This window comes from Anatilimnocola aquadivae (assembly GCF_049819085.1).
Taxonomy (GTDB): domain Bacteria; phylum Planctomycetota; class Planctomycetia; order Pirellulales; family Pirellulaceae; genus Anatilimnocola.
In genome coordinates, this window is sequence record NZ_CP187419.1 from 3,778,099 (window position 1) to 3,797,710 (window position 19,612).

The 19,612-nt window shown below is 59.1% G+C and carries 8 protein-coding genes and 1 pseudogene; 6 read left to right on the forward strand and 3 right to left on the reverse strand.

The genetic code is table 11. The features are described 5' to 3' along the window. Positions 1-226: 226 nt before the first annotated feature. Positions 227-5,095, reverse strand: coding sequence for a hypothetical protein (locus NA78x_RS15240; protein ID WP_425619309.1), 4,869 nt, complete (start codon positions 5,093-5,095; stop codon positions 227-229). 203 nt (positions 5,096-5,298) lie between these two features. Between NA78x_RS15240 and NA78x_RS15245 the strand changes: the two genes are divergently transcribed. Both NA78x_RS15245 and NA78x_RS15250 read left to right on the forward strand, forming a co-directional pair. Next, the gene (locus tag NA78x_RS15245; protein WP_425619310.1) at positions 5,299-5,724 is read left to right on the forward strand and encodes a hypothetical protein; all 426 of its coding nucleotides are present in this window, start codon (positions 5,299-5,301) and stop codon (positions 5,722-5,724) included. 369 nt (positions 5,725-6,093) lie between these two features. Then, a complete protein-coding gene (locus NA78x_RS15250; RefSeq protein ID WP_425619311.1) occupies positions 6,094-6,765 on the forward strand; it encodes an NAD(P)H-hydrate epimerase in 672 nt (223 codons plus the stop codon). Between the two features lie 15 nt (positions 6,766-6,780). On the opposite strand, the gene NA78x_RS15255 is transcribed toward NA78x_RS15250, so the two are convergent. Beyond that, a complete protein-coding gene (locus tag NA78x_RS15255) occupies positions 6,781-7,857 on the reverse strand; it encodes a zinc-binding dehydrogenase (protein WP_425619312.1) in 1,077 nt (358 codons plus the stop codon). After that, positions 7,854-9,122: pseudogene (locus NA78x_RS15260) on the reverse strand (DUF5690 family protein). Before NA78x_RS15260 ends, NA78x_RS15255 begins: the two are co-directional and overlap by 4 nt. A 431-nt stretch (positions 9,123-9,553) precedes the next feature. Between NA78x_RS15260 and NA78x_RS15265 the strand changes: the two are divergent. From NA78x_RS15265 to NA78x_RS15280, 4 genes are all read left to right on the forward strand, one after another. Next, the gene (locus NA78x_RS15265; protein WP_425619313.1) at positions 9,554-10,123 is read left to right on the forward strand and encodes a phosphonate degradation HD-domain oxygenase; all 570 of its coding nucleotides are present in this window, start codon (positions 9,554-9,556) and stop codon (positions 10,121-10,123) included. After that, complete coding sequence (locus NA78x_RS15270; RefSeq protein ID WP_425619314.1) at positions 10,123-11,250, forward strand: TIGR03364 family FAD-dependent oxidoreductase; 1,128 nt, start codon at positions 10,123-10,125, stop codon at positions 11,248-11,250. Before NA78x_RS15265 ends, NA78x_RS15270 begins: the two co-directional genes overlap by 1 nt. Positions 11,251-11,281: 31 nt before the next feature. Beyond that, entirely contained in the window at positions 11,282-12,064 is a 783-nt protein-coding gene (gene phnX / locus NA78x_RS15275) for a phosphonoacetaldehyde hydrolase (RefSeq protein WP_425619315.1), read from the forward strand. Positions 12,065-12,577: 513 nt separating this feature from the next. After that, positions 12,578-19,597, forward strand: a complete 7,020-nt coding sequence (locus NA78x_RS15280; protein WP_425619316.1) for an autotransporter-associated beta strand repeat-containing protein — start codon at positions 12,578-12,580, stop codon at positions 19,595-19,597. Positions 19,598-19,612: the final 15 nt, after the last annotated feature.

The following is a 19,612-nucleotide window of genomic DNA, read 5'->3' on the forward strand; positions in this document are numbered from 1 at the left end:
ATTGGACCGAGCGGCGGAATCCTTCCGCCAGCTGCAGTGCTGCTCTCTTTGGTGCTCCGCCCGCGCAGCATTCACTCTGCAATTCGGTTCGTCCGAACTTCAAGCGGTTCTTCGATTTTTTCAGCGAGGTGCCGAATATGCCAGCTGGCGGCAGATCTGCCGCCCATTCGAGCGACCCAAGCCACAAACCTTCTCACAGTCGCCAGCTGAGTTTTCGACGAATGGATTAAGGCGCACCCGGTGGTGGCGGAGTCGCTCCTGGGAAGTTCTTCTTGAAGTCCTCGATCTTCTTTTTCTGCAGTTCCTCGTCCGACTTCTTTTTCACTTCCGGCGTAAACGAAGGGCGATCCTGCACGTTGGCTCTGGGAGCCGGTGTTAGCACGGTAAGTTCCAAGGTCTGCACCTCTCCTTCGCGGCCGACCAGATCGACCGGCTGGACATTGATGTTGTAGTGGGTCGTGCCCGGTGGCAGGCCCGTGGGCACGGCACGCGTGGCTCGAAAGGTCCCATCGCGCGAAAGGGTCGTCTCCAGCACCAGCGGCTTCGTCCCTTCAGGAACCGGTTTGCCATCCGGTTCGCGGCTCATGGTGACCTTCACGCTGTGCAAGCCCACACCTTGGCCATCGGTCACCTTGCCCAGCACTTCGATCAGGTCGTTCCGCCGCGTGTAGTCGATTTGGATCTTGTTTTTGACGAGCACGGCATCGACCTCAAACAGCGGAACTTTGCGGTCGAAGACAATCGTTTGCAAATGGTTGGCTGCTTCGCCGAATTCGTCCGATTTGCCGCCTCGCAAACGGGCCTTCAATTGCAGCCGGGTATCTTCGGGCGCGGGAGCGTCGGCGGAGACGTCCAATTTCTGAAAGTCGGCAACCGTCGTATGAAAAGTGAGGCTGCCATCGGTTGGCGGCCCCACCAGCGTGACCTTGATCGCGCGATCTTGCAGGAAGCGATAAAGGGGAGCTGCCCCTTCGTAGCCGACCTCAATCCAGCCGCCGCTGCTAAAGAGCGAAGGGTGAACGTCGGCCTGCAAGTCAGTCGTCAATTTTTGTTTCGCCGGAGAAGTGTCCAGGCGAATGCCCGCAATGCTCCGTTCTTCGCGGCGCAGGTAGCGGGTGACGAGATCGGCCGGGGAGTTTTCAGGCACGGTGGCCGGAGTATAGACGGCATCCTGCGATTGAATCAAAAACATCGTCTTGTCGTGGGTTAGTTGGCTCAGGTGCAGGCCGCTGAGTTGATCTTGCTTCAGGTCTCGCCGGCGGATCTCCTGGATTTTGTTATCGAGTTGCAAGCTGTACACAAACGAGCGCGGGTAGCCATCGATGTTTAGCCGGAGCACAACGTCTTGTCGCACCGCTTCGGGAATCTCGGCCTTGAACGACGCACTGAGTGTTTGCGGATTGAGCGGCACCACGAGCAGCGGCGGATTACCCAGCCCCGTCCCGGTGCGATCCCAAACCACTTCCAGTGGTTGATCGAGCCGCATTCCTTCCGCTGCTCCCGCAGCAAACAGATTTACCTTAAAGCTGAGCACGCCGTTCACGAAGCGGATGTCTTTGCCGACCTCAAAGAGCTCCTGCGGGGCATAGGGAACCAGATCCAGCCACTTGATGAAGCGTTCGCTAGGCTTGTCGACGTTGGTGATCACACAGAGCAAGCCCGAGGTGACATCGACTGGCGGCGGGCCTGCGTTTGGATCTGGCGGGTTGGTTGGATTGACCGGTGCGGCCCCCTTCATTTCGAGCATCACCGGCACTAGCGGCGAGCCTGCCGAGGGGAGCATAATCGGAGTCTTCTCGGGCGAGGTGGCAATCACCCGCTCGTTTAAGTAAGCCGGCAAACCTGGATTCTGCAGCAAACCAGCGTCGATCTCTTGCAGTTCCGAGATCAGCGCGCGACCTTCACCAAACAAGTACGGACTCCAAGGTTCGTCGCGCGGAATCTCGGGATTGAAGACTTGCCGCGGTACGCGAATCAACTGCACGCGGACCTTCTTGTCGTCGCTGGCCCGATTCTGCAGCATCAGCTTGAAGGTGCTGTTGCGGTTGGGATAGAGTCGTAAGACCGAGCCTTGTGAGAGCGAATCCTCTGCACCAAAGTTGGGCTTCGATTCGTCGTAGCGGTGCGAGGCAATCACCTTCAAATCGACCACGTTCGGTCGCGGCAGCAGACACGAGATTTCTTGCGCCGCACTGGCATCCTGAAACCTCGCTTGTGCGGCCAGCTTGACGGTTTCACCTTGGCCGGCACGCAGCGATTTCACAAAAAAGTCGTGTTTCCAGTGTTTGGCGCCGCCGACGAGCACCATGCTCGAAGCGGTTGACGCTTCAGGCCGCTCGGGATCAATAACTTCGATGCCGGCCCCCGGTTCTAGCAGCAATTCCACCGTCAGATTCTCGATATCCACGCGATCGGTCGTAACGTCGATGGTGACGGTCACCTTCTGCTCTTTGTCGGTAAGTTGCAGCGGATTCGGCGACAGGGTGAGTTTGACGCCGTCGGGCATCGGTTCGGGTGAGAAAGGTTGCGTGAGGAAGATTGCCGCGCGTTGCAACCGCCCGGCATCGCGGCCATCGACCAAGAGCAACCAGTGATACAGGTCGAGCAACTGCCGGCGTGTAGCTCCTTGGGCTGAGGTGCTCAGCTGACGATTTCGATCCAAGATTCGCGGCGGTAACTGCCCGTAGAAGTCACGCATTTCGGTGCCGAGTTCGTAGGCAGTCGAGCGAGGGTGTGAACCCGACGTAGTGAGTGTCGTCATCCGGCCGATGCAATACTTGGCAGAACCGACGAGCGTCTCTTCGGGGAGATTCGTGCCGCGATCTTGCGCGGTGAACAATTTGAGCAGCCGCAGTTCGGCACCGACCTGGTCGAACAGATGATCCCAAATCAGCTCGCCAGTTCCGCTGCTCGCGACCGAACGCAAACGCGTGGCGGGCATGGCCGGCGGATCAAGCAGCGGCAAGACTCGATCGAGCAACACTGCGCGCTCCTCGGCAGGTGCTACGGGCGATTCGAGCAGCAGGCCAATTGCCTGGGCGCGACCGGGTAAGGCAACGTTGCGGTCCGAAGTGAGTGACTGGGCAAAGCGACTCAGTTTGGCATCGAGCTGCCCGCGGGCACGTTGGAGTTCGGCAGCCTGCGCGAGCAGGTCGCGGGCGATGTTGGGTCGCATTTGACTGTCGTCGCTCTGGCGCTCGAACTGTACGCGCATCTCGCGCAGCTGCTGTTCGTAGCTTTCGAGTTCGGTCCCAATTGCCAATTTCACATCAGCCGCGCTCAACATCGTTCCCTGCAGACGGACATAATCCGGCAAACGATAGGCACAATCGGCGTAGATCTTGAGAGCCCGGTTGGCGTCGTTGAGCGAATTCTTCTCGGAAACCTGAAACGACTGCCAGGCCTTCGACGGTCCCACGCTGCCGTTGCTGCGCAGCCGATACCACGCGTCGGACAAATCCTGAATGACGCCCGTCCCCTGATTGCTCGGCTCGATCTCCTGTTTGAGCAACCGCTTCAAGTACCGCAGGCCGTCGATCAATTGCTGCAGGTCAAGCAGCAACTGACGATTGTCGTCGACGGCTCCCGCGCGGCAGCGTTCTTCGTAGGCAATCAGATAGGCATTCAGTTTTCGCCAATGATGCGGCGCAAAGTGAATTGGTGACCAGCCCTGGCGACCGAACGACTGCTCCCAGTCTTCGAGCTCATCGCGCAGCTTCCAGGCTTCCGCCAATTGCTGGGAGAACTCAACGAGGAACTTGCTGTGGCGCGGCGGTGCATCAGCATTTTCTGCCGGTGCTGCAGTCGCAGGTGGAGCCGTTGCTGGTGAAGTTGTTTCCATTGGCGCAGGCATCGGTGGGTCGGCAGAGTCTACAGGCTTGGTGTCTTCCGTCTTCTTCGCCTCTTCCGTTGCTGCCGGTGCGGCATCTCCGGCTTGTTGTCCCAGTGCGAGTTGACCGTGAAGAAGCGGCCCAAACGGCAAACGCCGAGTCGTCACACCAGCGGTCTTCTTTTCGCTAGCGCTTTCGGTGGCCTTGTCGTCAGCAGGAGTCTTCGCCGCGGGTTCTTCCGCGGTTGGCTCCACGGCTGGAATTGTCGGCAGCACGATCGACGTGCCAGTGGGATCGGGAATGTTTGAGGCCAGATCGCCGCTCGGCAGCATCTGCAGTTTTTGCCAAAAACTGAGGTCTGCTTCATCGCTGCGGGCAACTGCGTAGCGATCGCGAATGAACTCCACTAACTTGGGGAGCGAGGTGCGCGGCGATTTCACTTCACCCGCTTGTAGCCCGGACAACAACGACGAGCTAAACAGCGTTTGTTGTTGTTGCGGCGAAACTACCGACAGCTCGCCCGATTCACTGGGTAGCAGGACCCACAAGTTCTTCGCGTCGCTCGGAAAGACCCGCGCGACCGCCGTGGGAAACTGATTCACCAGTTGACCGATCCGCGGATCGTAGTTGAAGTGCACCGCGTCGATGATCACCAGCTTCTTCACGTCTTCCAGCTTCGCCAGATTGGTCAGCAGTTCCGTAACCGAAATTGAATTGCTGGGCGAGATGTTCGCCAGCCCTTGAAACGACGTGACGAGATAGGGCGTCGCCTTCGCGCCCACTTCCTTCCCTTCGACCATCGCCAAGCCGTGCGCGCGAATGTACAGAATGAGCGTGTCTTGTTTGCGAAGCGACTTGCCGCTCGACTGCAGGCTGCCATCGGCCGTGATCGTTTCGAACTTTGGCTGATCTGTCTCCGAGCCCAGCTTGCGGCAAAATTCATCGACCGGCTTGAGCCCGCGCAACTTGGCAAAGTGGACGGGAATCTTGGTGGCTTGGGCCCAGCCCTTGAGGGCCTGTTCGTCGCGCGCGAGCATCGGCACCGGCGGCACGGTGGCCAGTTCTTCACGATCGGCGGTGACCGAAATCAACAGCGTTTTCGGCGGCGGAATGCTGTTGATATAGATGATGTAGATCGAGATGGCGATCATCGTGACCGCGAGCAACGACAACAACCAGCGCCACATGTGCCTGGCATTGGCGTCGAAAGCCGGTCGCTGCGCAGCCTGCCACGAACGCTTCCCCGCACCAGCCGTGGTCGCCATGACTCCGATCCTTATCTTTCCCTAGTCTGTGTTCCCAGACTTTTAGCCTCTGCTGCGCTCGATTTCCCAGTCGCTGGTATACCGCTCTTGGGGGCGATGAGCAAGCGAACCCGCGATTCATCACAGGCTTAGCGTAGAAACCGCTCCCGATGCGACAATGTCCGCTGCTTCTCACTCCACATGCCAAAGATTCCAATGCGTCTATGAACCAGAAACTCAAGGCGCACCTGGAACGAGCATTTCAGCTGACGCACGATCTCGTAGCTCATCTGGATGAAGCGGCCTTAGCCTTGGACTTGCCGAAGCTGCCGTCGAACTGCATCGGCGATCAGCTCTGGTGTATCGTCGGCGCGCGAGAAAGCTATTCCACCGCGATCAAGGCGGGAGGTTGGCAAAGATTCTCGTGTAGCCTGCAGTCGCCGCGTATCAAGGAGTCTGTGCTGGCCGCCTGCAATGCGACGCAGCAGGTTTTGGGCGAGATCGACTTTGCCGATTTGACCGCTGAGCAACTCGATCTGGCCTTCGCCCTGTTGGAACACGAGGCCCAGCATCACGGCCAGTTAATTCGGTACGTTTACGCCAACGGACTGACGTTCCCAGGTAGTTGGAACAAGCGCTACACGGTCTAGCCTTTAGCGGCTTGAATGCCGCGGTGTCTGTTAATAATCGCTGGGCAATTCTTTCTTTTTATTTGGTTCCCGCCAAGCGGCGCCTTCGTTATTCGCTCAACGACACCTTGGACGGCTGCTGCGATCACCGGGCGATCATCCCCGACGAAGCCTTCCGCTTGTGAAACCCGTCGAGTTGTTGAGGATCAAAATAGGGGTTAGCATTGCCGCAGAAATTCAAAGCTGCCATCACGATCGCTTCGCCGCGGTTGCCCACGAAGTCTTTCTTCGCCACCGCTATCGTCAAATTCTGATCGTCGAAATTGTTGGCTGATTGCACTTTCGCTGACAGTCGTTTTCGACCTGTTGGCAACTCAAGAGACGGCCTTCATGACCAACTCGCTAACCCGGACTCAAGTTCGCGAAATCGATGCTCGGGCGATGGCCGAATACGGCATCTCCGGCCTGGTCCTGATGGAAAACGCAGCGCGAGGCTGCACCAATGCGCTACTGACCGTCGGCTGTCGCGGTCCGGTCGTAGTCTGCTGTGGCAAAGGGAACAACGGAGGAGACGGCTTCGCGATTGCCCGGCAATTGAACGAAGCGGGGATCGTGGTTCGCGTGCTGTTGTTGGCTAGAGCGGCAGAGTTGAAGGGTGACGCACTGGCCAATTATCAGATTGCCCTGAATTGCCAACTGCCTATTGAGGAAATTGGCAGCAACGTGACTGCAGATGAAATAGACGCATGCTTCGAAGGCGCGGAATGGATTGTGGACGCCCTGCTGGGCACAGGCACAACCGGCGATCCGAAGGGGCCGTATGCAACAGCCATCAAACGGATGAATGCCGCCACGGCGAAGCGACTGGCGGTCGACCTGCCGAGCGGACTCGATTGCGATACAGGTAAACTGGGGCAGCCCACCGTGGACGCAGATCTTACCTGCACGTTCGTCGCCGCCAAGCAAGGTTTCGCTCAACCTGCGGCGCAAGCACACCTCGGCGAAGTGCGCGTGATTCCAATCGGGGTGCCACGCAAGTTACTAGCTGACTACGGGCTGTAAACCGCAGTGCGCCAATCAAGGCTTCACGCCGATGCGAATGGCCTGGGGATCGCGCGCCCGTTGAAAAGCTTCGGCCGCTTCGGTCAGCGGGCACCAGTTTTCGACGAGTTGGGCGAAGGGATAACGCTGATAGTTACTACGGAGGAACTCGATGGCCGTGATCAAATGCTCGGGCGAGTAATTGTGGACACCCGCGAGCGTGAGATTTCTGCGCACCAATTGCTCCAGCGGCAAGCTGAAGGGATTCCCCGGGAAAACCGCGCCGACGAGCACGATGCGCCCCCCTAAGCGAACCAACGGCCAGGCGTTTTCAAACGCGGCCGTCGAACCGGTGAATTCAAACACGACATCAAAGCCATGCGCGCCAGAGACCTGTTTGGCAACCTCATCGAGTTCTCCCGGTGCGGCAACGTGCGTCGCGCCGAACTGCTTTGCTCGCTCGCGGCGATCGGCATGCATATCGACGGCCACCACGGCGGATGCTCCCGCGGCGTGACACATGGCGGCGGCAGTTAGCCCCAGCATGCCAGCGCCCAGCACGCAAACGGTTCGCTCGCGTACGTCTCCGGCAGCCGCCAGTGCTGCAGCAACCGTAGCCGTAGCGCAGCTGGCCGGACAAGCGACTTCCAAGGGCAATTCTGCCGGCAGACGAATTACCGCGGTGCCACGAACGAGCAACACATACTGGGCAAGTCCGCCGAGCAGTTCCTGTCCAGGCCGCAGAGCCTCGTGACCATACTTCACGCTCTGCAGGCACTTCTGCGCGAGGCCACGCTGACAGTAGAAACACTCGCCGCAACTTGCGACGATCGCCCAAGTGACTCGATCGCCGACGGTCAGTGCATTGCCGGCGATATCGGTCTGTGATGTTCCCGGTCCAAAACTAGCGATCTCACCCACAATCTCATGGCCCAGCACCGTAGGGACGGGAACCTTGCGATGACCTTCGTAGCTATGCAAGTCGCTGCCACAGAGTGTGCAGCCGAGCACGCGCACGAGAATCTCACCAGGCTGCAGAGCGGGCAATTCCAGTTGGCGTAGTTCCAACTCGCGCGGTTGCCCATTGAATAACGCCGCCAGCGACTGACTCATCCCGGTACCTCAGAAACAACGACCAGTTTGGTTTCACGCGCTCGGCCGCCGAAATAGAAGCAACTTCCCACCACACAGCAAAGCGAAACTCCCGCCGCGATCCAGCAGATCAGCACGAAGAAGTCGATGAACGAGCCTTCAACCCCCAGGAAGTTCTTGCCCAACAGCGCTCCCACGACTCCCAAATAGCCAATGGAATCGGCCACGTACATTAAGAATCCTAGGTTACCCTTTTCTCGCGTCATCGCCAGAAAACGCTCGAACACCGTCGTGTGTAAGGCCACATAGGGTAAGTAGGTTCCGATGCCGACAAGCACCATGAACCAGAACCCGTCGATAGCATGCATCCGCTCACACACCAGCGCTCCGCCCATGACGGCCACGCCCAGGAAGCAGACCGCCAGCGAACCAAAAAAGGCCCAGCGATTGTCGCGCAGGAATACCAGTGAGCCGTTGGCAATGATGACGCCCAGCATGACCCAGTATTCCGAGATGCGAAAGTCGGCTGGAACCGCGGGAACACCGAGCAGGTCGCGCCACAGCTCAGCTCCGAAGTCGCTGCGCAGGCTGCGGACGATGGACATGAGCAGGTAGAGGACCACCAGCAGTGTCAGCCCCACCATGTATCGCGAGTAAAGTTGCCAGCGATCGGAGCGGCTCATGACCACTCGTTCGGTTCGCTCGGAAATATCGTGCGCCGTGGGGGGAGGAATGATCGCCAGCATGGCGACAAATAGCAGAAATGGAACAACAAAAATCAGGCCCGCCACGAATGGCATCCACTGTTCCGAAACTTGCTGCTGCAACAACCAGCTACCGAGCGATTTCGTCAGCGCATCGGCCAGAATAAAGCTGGTACACAAGCCAGCCGTCAGGGCTTCCGTCGCGCGCCGCCCCTCCAAAAATCCGAGCACCAGCCCAAAGACCATTCCTAGGGCGAGGCCATTGAAGAAGAGACAAAAAGCATTTCAGGGGCTGGGAATGAGGCCGAAGAACAAGAGCATCACTTCGGCAAACATCACGAGCGCGAGAATCGTAACCGCCCGCCGACGGGGCGGCATCTCGGCAATCACTTTGATACCAATGAACTTCGATAGCATGTAGCCGAGCGTATGAGCAACGACCAGGACGACCTTCAGCGAGATGCCAGCCACCAGCAGGTTATCGAACGTGGCCGCTTTAAAAGGCTGTCGAAAGAAGTACATACAGAAGTAGGTACCGAAGGCAGCCACGACTGCCCACAAGTGCCAGAACCACAGCGGCATGGTGGTCGTCTGCAGATGAAGCTCCCTCGGCGTCCGACCATCAACCGGTTTGATTTCCTGGATGTGGTCCACAGTTGTCCCAAAATCGCATAAAGGCGGAGCGGTCAGTCGACGTGCCTACTATACCGACCTGCAGGGGCCGTTGTGTTCAGATTCTATGAATCTGGGCCAACTACCTGCTCAACGGCAATCTCGATTGCTACCATGCGAGGCAGCTGAAAATAACTTGCGTGTTCGCTCTAAGGCGACAACCGCAAAAGGGGGGTGTTCAACAATTGGCTGCCTTGTTGGACCGCACATGCAGTATTCCTCGGGATTGGCGCAAATTATTGTTCAACGATCGACTCAATTGTTGAACAAGTTGGTTGAATTTCGAGTCGTGCCAGCTACCTGGTATCTTCATCCTCCGTCACCATTCGACAAGCGTACCGATGCAACTGGACCATCATCCTACGACCGTTGCCGTGCTGAAGTTGTTCCAGGCCAATGGCGGCTCGCGCTACGGCGGCGAAAACGTCTCGCAGTTGGAACATGCACTACAAGCTGCTTACTTCGCCGAAGCCGACGGGGCCGCGTCGCCCCTGATTGCCGCGGCCTTGCTGCACGACGTTGGGCACTTGCTGCACGATCTGCCGGCCGATGCTCCTGATCGCGGCATCGACGATCGGCACGAAGCGCTGGGGGCCCACTGGTTGAAAGAACGATTTGGTCCCGACGTTTGTGACCCCGTGCAGTTGCATGTCGATGCCAAACGCTACCTGTGTGCGGTCGACGCGGCCTATTTGCAAGTCTTGAGTGGACCGTCGATCCAAAGCCTGGAACTGCAGGGCGGACCAATGTCTGCCGAGGAGGTTGCTCGCTTCGAACAACGGCCGCACTTTCAGGACGCCGTGCGTTTGCGGCGATGGGACGACGCTGCAAAAGTGCCTGAGTTGGTCACTCCCTACCTGGAACACTTTGCTCGTCATCTGGACGCAGCGGTTGCGAAGGAAGGCTCGTAATGCCCGAGCAAGTCGCCATTGTGGGGGCTGGTATTGTCGGCCTAGCCCATGCCTGGTCCGCCGCTGAGCGCGGCCATCGCGTTACGGTCTTCGAACGATCATCGCGCGCCAGCGGCGCTTCGATTCGCAATTTCGGCATGGTCTGGCCCATCGGTCAGCCCGCGGGAGAGTTGCACGAGATCGCGCTCGCCAGCGCCGCACGCTGGAAACAATTGGGCGAAAAGGCAGGCATTTGGGTGAATCCGTGCGGTTCGATTCATCTGGCTCATCGCTCCGACGAGTGGCACGTGCTGCAAGAGTTTTACGCGCAGGCCACCCAGCTTGGCTTTGAGTGCGGACTTCTTTCCCCGGCACAAGTGCTCGAGCGCACGCCCGCTGCCAATCCGAATGGGCTTCTCGGTGGCCTCTTTAGCCCGACAGAAATGGCCGTGAATCCGCCGGCCGCGATCCGCGCGTTGCCGGCATTTCTGGCAGAGAAGTATGGCGTGCGGTTTGAGTTTGAGACCGTGGTGACGTCCGTCGACAACGGGCGCATCGAAACGGCAAATCGCCAGTCGCACTCCATCGACCGCGCCGTCATCTGCTCGGGAGCCGACTTCGCTTCGCTCTTTCCGCAGGTCCTGGCCTCGGCCGGGATGAAGCTTTGCAAGTTGCAGATGCTCCGCACATCAAGCCAGCCAAACCAGTGGCGGATTGGTCCGCATTTGGCTAGCGGCTTGACCTTGCGGCACTATCACAATTTTGATGTCTGCCCGTCGCTGCCCGCACTCAAAGCGCGCGTTGCCCACGAAACCCCGGAACTCGACCGCCTCGGCATTCATGTGATGGCTTCGCAAAACGATGCTGGCGAAGTGATTCTCGGGGACTCGCACGAATACGATGCCGAGATCGACATTTACGACAAGACGATGATCGATGACCTGATGCTCCGCGAGTTGCAGAAGATTCTGCAACTGCCCACTTGGACCATCGCCGAGCGCTGGCACGGCATCTACGCCAAGCATCCTTTGTTGCCGATGTTCCTTGACGAAGTTTCACCGCACGTACACATTTGTACGGGTACGGGTGGAGCGGGCATGACGATGTCGTTTGGCTTGGCCGAACGAAACTGGCAGCGCTGGACCTAGATCCTCCTTCAACCAACTTTGAGACTTCGCCATGTCCGCAAAACTACAAGCCGTGATTCTCGATTGGGCGGGAACTACCGTCGATTATGGCAGCCGAGCACCGACGCAGGTCTTTCTCGAAATCTTTCGTCGGCGGGGAGTTGAGATCACCGTGGCAGAAGCGCGCGGCCCGATGGGGATGGCCAAGCGAGAGCACATTTCGGCCGTGATTTCGCTGCCGCGAGTTGCTCAACTTTGGCAACAAGTTCACGGACGAGCGCCCGTCGATAACGACGTGCAGACTATGTACGACGAATTCCTGCCTCTGCAACTCGAAACTTTGGCGCGCGGGTCGGAGATGATTCCGGGCGTTGTTGAGGCGATCGCTGAGTGCCGGCAAATGGGCCTCAAGATCGGATCCACAACAGGCTATACCCGAGCACTGATGGAGGTGGTGGCACCACCGGCTGCCAAGTGCGGCTACTCGCCGGACTGCATCATTTGCTCCGACGATGTCTCCACGGGACGTCCTGCCCCGTGGATGAACTTTCGCGCTGCAGAAATCCTGGGCGTTTACCCTCTGGATGCAATCATTGCGGTTGACGATACACCTGTCGGGATCGCTGCTGGTCGCAATGCTGGCTGCGTGACGGTAGGCGTATCGCAAACTGGCAATGCGCTAGGCCTGTCGCAGGCAGAAGTGGAGAAATTACCTCCTGCGGAACTAGCCGCTCGTTTGCAGCAGATTGGGCGCGACTTTCTCGCCCAAGGAGCGCACTACGTGCTGCGCAGTGTTAGTGAGTTGCCGAACCTCATCCGCAAATTGAACGGCTGATCTGCTAATCCTGCGGAGAATGCGGATTGCCGCAGCGGACGAAAGGATGGCTGTTGTAGCACGATTCGCAGTGCCCCTCTTTCGGATGCATCGCACCATTTCTTGGATGGGTGTTGACACGCCTTCGTGACCGGACATGTTTTCGGCACTTCCCAAAATACGATGAATAACATGCACATTAAGCGCGGGTAAACTCTTGAGCAGCGTTGCACAACCGTTGTCAAAGTCATTATCCGCAACTACGTTAAATCCCGGCGACGAGCTCCTCTTTCCCGTTCGTCGCCGTGTAACTCGATCAGGATTGGTTGCGAATTGACTCGCAGCCGGTGCTTTCTCTCGCAGCATCGGTCGAGTAGCGGGTTCGCGGCAACTGACTGGTTGCTCGGTTACTCATCTGCCAACTTCTCCTACCTTTCCCGCAGCGTCTTCACACGCTGTGCAGCTATTTGTTGCCCGTTTGGCTAACGAGCGGTCTCGCCGCGCGCATGCTTTACCATCTGGAAGACTTCCTACATGACACGCCTCGCATTAGTTTCCCGCCAGAATCAACGAGCACGAACTCTCACCAGCGCGAAGGCTAACCAGCGGGTTCGCCGTGCCTTCTTCGAGCAACTAGAAGATCGTTCGTTGCTCGCCACGTTGACCTGGGTGGGAGATGTCGATGGGAACTGGGCAACGAGCAACGCGGGAGATACCAACTGGTCGGGCAATGCTCTGCCAGGCGATGGCGACACTCTGGTCTTCGATGGCACCGGCGCTAACTTCACGCAGATCAACGACACCACCGCCGGCAACAGTTACACGCTGCAATACTCGGTCGGCGGCTACACGCTCACCGGTAACAGCATCACACTCGACAACGCCGCAGATGACATTGTCAACTCCGGCGGCAATAACACCATCAACACCCCGTTCGTCGTAGTGGCCGACAGTACCTTCAACATTGACAGTGTCACAACGACGCTGGGCGGAGTCATCTCAGGCGGTGGCGGCCTCATCAAAACCGGTACTGGCACGCTCACCCTGTCCGGCGCCAATACATTCTCGGGCGCTGTGGCCGTGAATGCTGGTACGGCACGTATCGGGCACACTCGCGCATTTGGTGCGTTCAACACTGCTTTCACAAAGGTGAATGTTGCCGACGGAGCGTCGGTAGATTTCAACGGCATTATCGATGCAACGTACGGCTATACGATCTCGGGTAGCGGCGTTGGTGGCGCGGGAGCGCTTCTCAACAATGCTGGTGGCATTGGTAATGGAACTGCTCAAGCAAGCAACATTCGGCTAGTTGGAAACGCAGCGATCGGCGGCACGGGCAACTGGGCATTGCTCGCGGGCGGATATGCTGCCACGACACTCGATCTGAATACGTTCACCCTCACTAAGCTCGGTGGCAACACCTTCACGCTGGCGAATGCCACTATCACCGCGGGAGCGATCGACATTCAAAGCGGTGTTGTCACGCAAATCGTCAATAACAAGCCCGGGGGTCACGACCTCAGCGGAGTGGCCGTTTCGCTGGCGAACACAACGGGAGCCGCACTCAATCTGAACAATCTCAATCTGACGGTCGGTTCGTTGTCCGGTGGCGGAACCACGGGTGGCAATGTCGGTTTGGGAACTGGCACACTGACCGTCGGCAACGCCGCTTCGACCATCTACGCCGGCATTATTAGCGGCGCGGGCGGTCTTACCAAAGTGGGCTCCGGCACGCTCACGCTCTCAGGTGGTAGCTCATTCTCCGGTCAAGTTGCCGTTAACACCGGGACGGTACAGATTGGGCACACGCACGCTTTTGGTGCTTTTAACACTGCCGTCACCAAGGTGATTGTCGCGAGCGGGGCATCGGTCGATTTCAACGGCGTTCTCGATGCAACTTATGGCTATACAATCACGGGCACCGGCGTTGGCGGCGCGGGAGCACTCCTTAACAATGCGGGCAACATTGGCACCGGCACCGCGCAAACAACCAGCATTCGGTTAGCCGGCAACGCGGCCATCGGCGGCACAGGCAACTGGGCATTGCTCGCGGCGGGATATGGTGCCACCACACTCGACCTGAATGGGTTCACGCTCACCAAACTCGGCGGCAATACGTTCACCCTTGCAAACGCGACGATTACGGCCGGAGTGATCGACATTCAAAGCGGTGTTGTCACGCAAATCGGCAATAACAAGCCTGCTGGTCACGACCTCAGTGGAGTTGCTGTTTCTCTCGCCAATACCGCGGGCGCAGCGCTCAACCTGAATAACCTGAACCTGTCCGTCGGTTCGCTATCGGGCGGTGGAGCTGTGGGTGGCAACGTCGGCTTGGGCACCGGCACGCTGACTGTAGGCAATGCAACATCAACAACTTACGCTGGCAGCATCAGTGGTGCGGGTGGAATCACCAAGGTTGGCGCAGGAGTTCTGACTCTCTCTGGCAGCAGTTCGTTTGGTGGTGTGGCCAACATCAACGCCGGCACGGCAAGAATCGGAAGCTCGCTCGCATTTGGCGCGCAAAGCGCAGCCTTTACGAAAGTCGTCGTCGCCGACGGAGCGTCGGTAGATTTCAACGGCATCATCGACGCCGCCTACGGATATACCATCACTGGCACCGGTGTCGGCGGTGTCGGTGCGCTCACTAATAGCGGCGGTGGAATCGGTAATTTTTCTGCGCAGGCGAGCGGTATTCGCCTCGCGGGAAATGCGGCGATCGGCGGCACGGGCAACTGGGCTCTGCTGACCTTCGGCTTCGCTCCCACCACGCTCGACCTGAATGGCTTCACCCTCACCAAGATTGGCGGCAATACCTTCACGCTCGTCAACGCCACGATTACCGCTGGCGCGATTGACATTCAAGGTGGCATCGTCACGCAAACCAACAGCAACAAGCCGGGGGGCCACGACCTGAGTGCCGTCGCGGTTTCTCTGGCAAACGCCCCTGGTGTCGCGCTGGACTTGAACAGCGTGAATCTGTCGGTCGGTTCGTTGACAGGTGGCGGAGCCGCGGGTGGCAATGTTAATCTCGGTACCGGTACTCTGACCGTCGGCAACGCGACATCAACCTCACACGCAGGCGTTATTTCTGGTGCCGGAGGACTCACCAAGACTGGATCCGGAAGACTAACGTTCGTTTCTTCGAACGCTTACACCGGTGTCACGAACGTCAATCAAGGTGTGCTGAACATTCAGAATAACACGGCCCTGGGCATCGGCGCGGTCAACGTGTTGGGCGGTGCAGTTCTCGAAGTCCAAAACGGTATTACCGTGGCAAACGCACTCTCACTGAGCACCAATGCGGCAATCGGCACGCTGCGAAACGTCAGTGGCAGCAACACTTGGTCGGGCTCGATTCTGATCCCTGCAGTGCAAAGCCATCTCAATATCGCCGCTGGCGATCTAACCGTCAGCGGCTCCCTCACATCGAATGGCTATGCCGTCAAAAATGGCCCTGGCACGTTGATTCTAACTGGCGTCAACGGAGGCAGCGGCTGGATGGATGTCTCCCAGGGCGTCGTCAGTCTGCGTAGCGATACCGCGGCCGTTGGCACATACTTCCACGTGAACAATCCTTCGGCCGTCGTGGAGTTCTCGGGAGGCATAACCATTCCCTCGAGCGAAACGATTTACCTTTCCGGGGCAGCCGTCAGCGGCGATGCCACTCTCCGCAGCGTGAATGGCGCCAACACGTTCAACGGCAGCTTGATCCTGCATAGTGGGACTGGCAACCGCAACATTGGAGCTGCCGCTGGCAGTTCGCTGACGCTGGGCGGAGTTGTGTCCGGAACTGACCGCAACTTTGTCAAGGTTGACGTGGGTACGGTGACGCTGTCGGGCGCTAACACCTATACCGGTACGACGTCAGTCGTCGCAGGCCGCTTGGTTTTGAATAACGCAATTGGCAACGGGGCAATCTTCAACACAGCCGGAGCGGTCTCCGTTGCCTTGGGCGCTGAATTGCAGTTGTTGGCGAGTGAGGCGGTGTCGAGTTATGTGGGGGCCGGAGACGGGGTAGGGTCGAATGATTCGGTGCTGGCTCTGGGCGCGAATACGCTAGCGACGGTGTGGGATGCGACGATCGCGAATGTCACGACTGCGGCAGGTGGCGGGATTGTGGCGGGTGGAGCGATCATTGATGGGGACGATGATAATAATGTGACTGGACCGAATGTGTTCTTGCAGGCGGCGACGGGCATCGGTGCGGGGAATACGCTCGAGACGTCGGTGAGTGCGATTCAGCTGTTCAATACGACGAGCGGCGAGATCAACGTGCTGAACAGCGTGGGTGGTCTGCTCACCGTTAGTGATCTTCGCACGCTGGGCTTTGGTGCTCGCAACGACGGCGGTGCCACGACCGTCGTCAACAGCAGTCCGCTGACGATCGCGGCCAATAGCATCTCGGCGGGTAACGTCACCTTCACGGCTACCGACGACAACGACGCGCCGCTGCTCGATGATGATCTGACGATCAACGGCGGCGTGACGGTGCAGTCGACAACGGCGAATGTGTTCTTGAATGCGGGTGACGATGCGTTCATCGATGGCAATGTCAGTGCGGCGCTGCAAGTGGTAATCGGTGTGGATGTCGGTGATGCGGAACTGCCGGCTGGCCCCGATGCCACGACGGGTGGCACGCTCACGATTGCGAATGCCGCGGTGATTACGACGCCGCTCGCGCCGGCGGGTGGCACGTATCTGAACGGCAATGACGACCACGATACGTTCAATCTCGCGCCGCAAGGGACGACGGAGTTCTTCATCAATGGGAATCTGCCGGTGGGAACGTCGCCGGGTGATACGTTGAATCTCGATATCGCGGCGGCGGTGAATCCGCTGTTGACGCTTGGCGGCATCGGCGCGGGAACGTGGACGTTCGGCGCACCGCTGCGACAGGTGGTGTACACGAGCATCGAGGATGTGAATGCGAATGCTCCGTATCACCTGGCCCTCGATGCGAACAACACGCCGTTCGGCAACACGAACGTCGACGATCATCTGACATTGTCGCGCAGCGGAGCGGACTTCGTGCTGACGCGGACCGGTGATGCGATCGCGCCCGACGACAACGACGTGGGCATCGTGTTTCAAGGCGATTTCGCGACGATTCTCTCGTTCACCTATCTCGGCAGCAACGATCGCGACTTCCTCACGATCAACGACCTCGGTGGGCTCGTGAACTTCAGCGGACTCGCTCCAGGAGCTGGCGACAACACGAACCTCGCCGGCCAGGCTGAGTTCTTCTTCGATGGCGGCGGCAACAACGACACGCTCATCTTCGCGCTCACCGGACCGAGCGCGTCGCAAACCTATGCCTTCGGCACGAACAGCGGCAGCACGCCGAGCAACACGGGCGAAGTGCTGAGCACCAGCAACGCGGTTGATCTGCAGACGTACTTCGCGAACGTGGAACTCGTGCAGCGAACCGGAGCGGGTGCGACTCCGGGCGCGCTCACTGTGCTCGGCAGCGACGTGGCGGATGCACTGAGCATCGCCGCGAATCTCGCTGACACACGTGTGAGCATGGGTGCCGGTTACACGCCGTTTGACTTCAGCGGCGACAATTTCACGACGCTGAATGTGAACGCTCTGGCGGGCGCTGATTCGCTGAACCTTGTCAGCTTGGGTAGTGGCCAGACCAACGACCCGGCGATCAACTTGTACGGCCAAGGCCTGTTCGCCGATGACGGCGCGGTCGATACGCTGCGAGTGCAGAGCACCAGCGGTAACACGGGCGTGGTGACACTGCGTAGCGGTCTTGGCGGCGACTTGTTCCAGCTGTTCGATGCGGCTCCGACGGTCGACTTCATCGCCGGTCCGGTCGTGGTCGACGGCAGCGGCGGCGACATGACGTTCGCCGTCGATCGCCTCGAGATCAACGACAGTGGCGACCTCACGGGTGACACCGTGGCGCTGAACGCACTCAACGGCACTGATCCGGATTACGTCCTCACCGGTCTCAACGCGAGCGGTGTCACCTTCCGCAACATCGACAACCTCGATTACACCGGCACCAGCGACGCGGACAACATCAACTCGCAGTTGACGCCAACGACGACTCCGCACGATCTCGAGGCGGTCATTCTGCGCGGTAACGGCGGCAACGATCAGTTCCGCGTGTTCACTTCCGATCAGATCGGCGGCACGGCACCGCCGCCCACGGGCACGCCCAGCGGAGTGACGAGCGTCTCACTGTTTGGCGATGCGGGCCTCGATACGTTCGGCGAAACACCGGCGGGACTCGTCGGCACGGGTGCGATGAACGTCGGCCTCGTGGTCGCACCGACCACGCAACTGATTCGTCCAAGCACGACCACCGCGATCACGATCAACGGCGGCATTCCCACGAATCCACTCCCCGCTCCGGTCGGCGACATCATCGGCGACACACTCAATCTCGATATCACTTCCATTCCCAACACCGCGCCCGTCGTCGTTGCCGCCGGTTCTTCCGGCGTGCTCAACAGCGCGGGTCAGCCTGTATCGTGGAGTGAAATCGAAGACCTGAATCTCGTCGACCAAGGCAAGCTGACGAACGTGCAAATTGGCGACTTGTTCGCCCGCACGACGGCCGCGAACGACTTGATTCAGTTCAGCCGCAACAACACGGTGGCACAGCCTCACCGCGTGCGTCTGCGAATCAACAGCACGTTCGGCGACTACAACGTGAGTAACAAGACGATCGTCTATGCCGGCGACGGCGCCGACTATGTCACGCAAGCGAACCTCACGGTCTCCGCTGAGTTCTACGGCGAAGGTGGCAACGATCTGCTGTACGGTGCGACCAACAACGACTGGCTCGTCGGCGGTCTCGATAACGACAGCGTGAATGGCGGCAACGGCGACAACGTGCTGTGGGGCGATAACGCACCGGCATCGACCGATGTGGTTCCTCCGCAAGATTCACCGATTGGTGGCAACGACACGCTGAGTGGCGGCACCGGCAACGACGTGATTTATGGCGGCGGCGGTAACGATCGGCTCGGTGGCTTCGACAGCAACGATTACCTGCACGGTGGCTTCGGCGATGACATCGCCGACGGCGGCTTCGGCGACGATCGCGTCTACGGCGGTGCGGGCAACGATCAACTTGCCGGTTATCTCGGCAACGACTTGCTGGTGGGTGAAGCGGGGAATGACATTCTCAACGGCGGCAGCGGCAACGACGTGCTGATCGGCGGCACCGGCGAAGACAACATGAGCGGTGAGTTCGGCAACGACCTGCTCATCACGGGCAGCGTCGCCAACGAACACAGCACGTGGACCTCGGTCGCCAGTGTTGGACCGTTCAGTGCGGCCACGTATTCGAATGCTACCGATAACGACGCAGCGTTGCTCGCGCTGCTGAACATCTGGGGCACCTCCAACCTTCGCACCGGCCTCGCCACCATCACGCACGACGGCGTCGATGACGATGTCTATGGCAAACTCGGCGACGACGACTTCTGCTGGGAAGCCGCCGACGTCGCCGACCAAGGCCCCACCGCCCTTTCGCCCCCCGACTTCCAAGTCCCCGGCAACGGCACCGACGAACGCTTCGGCCCTACGATGTAGAACAGCGAGTTGCAA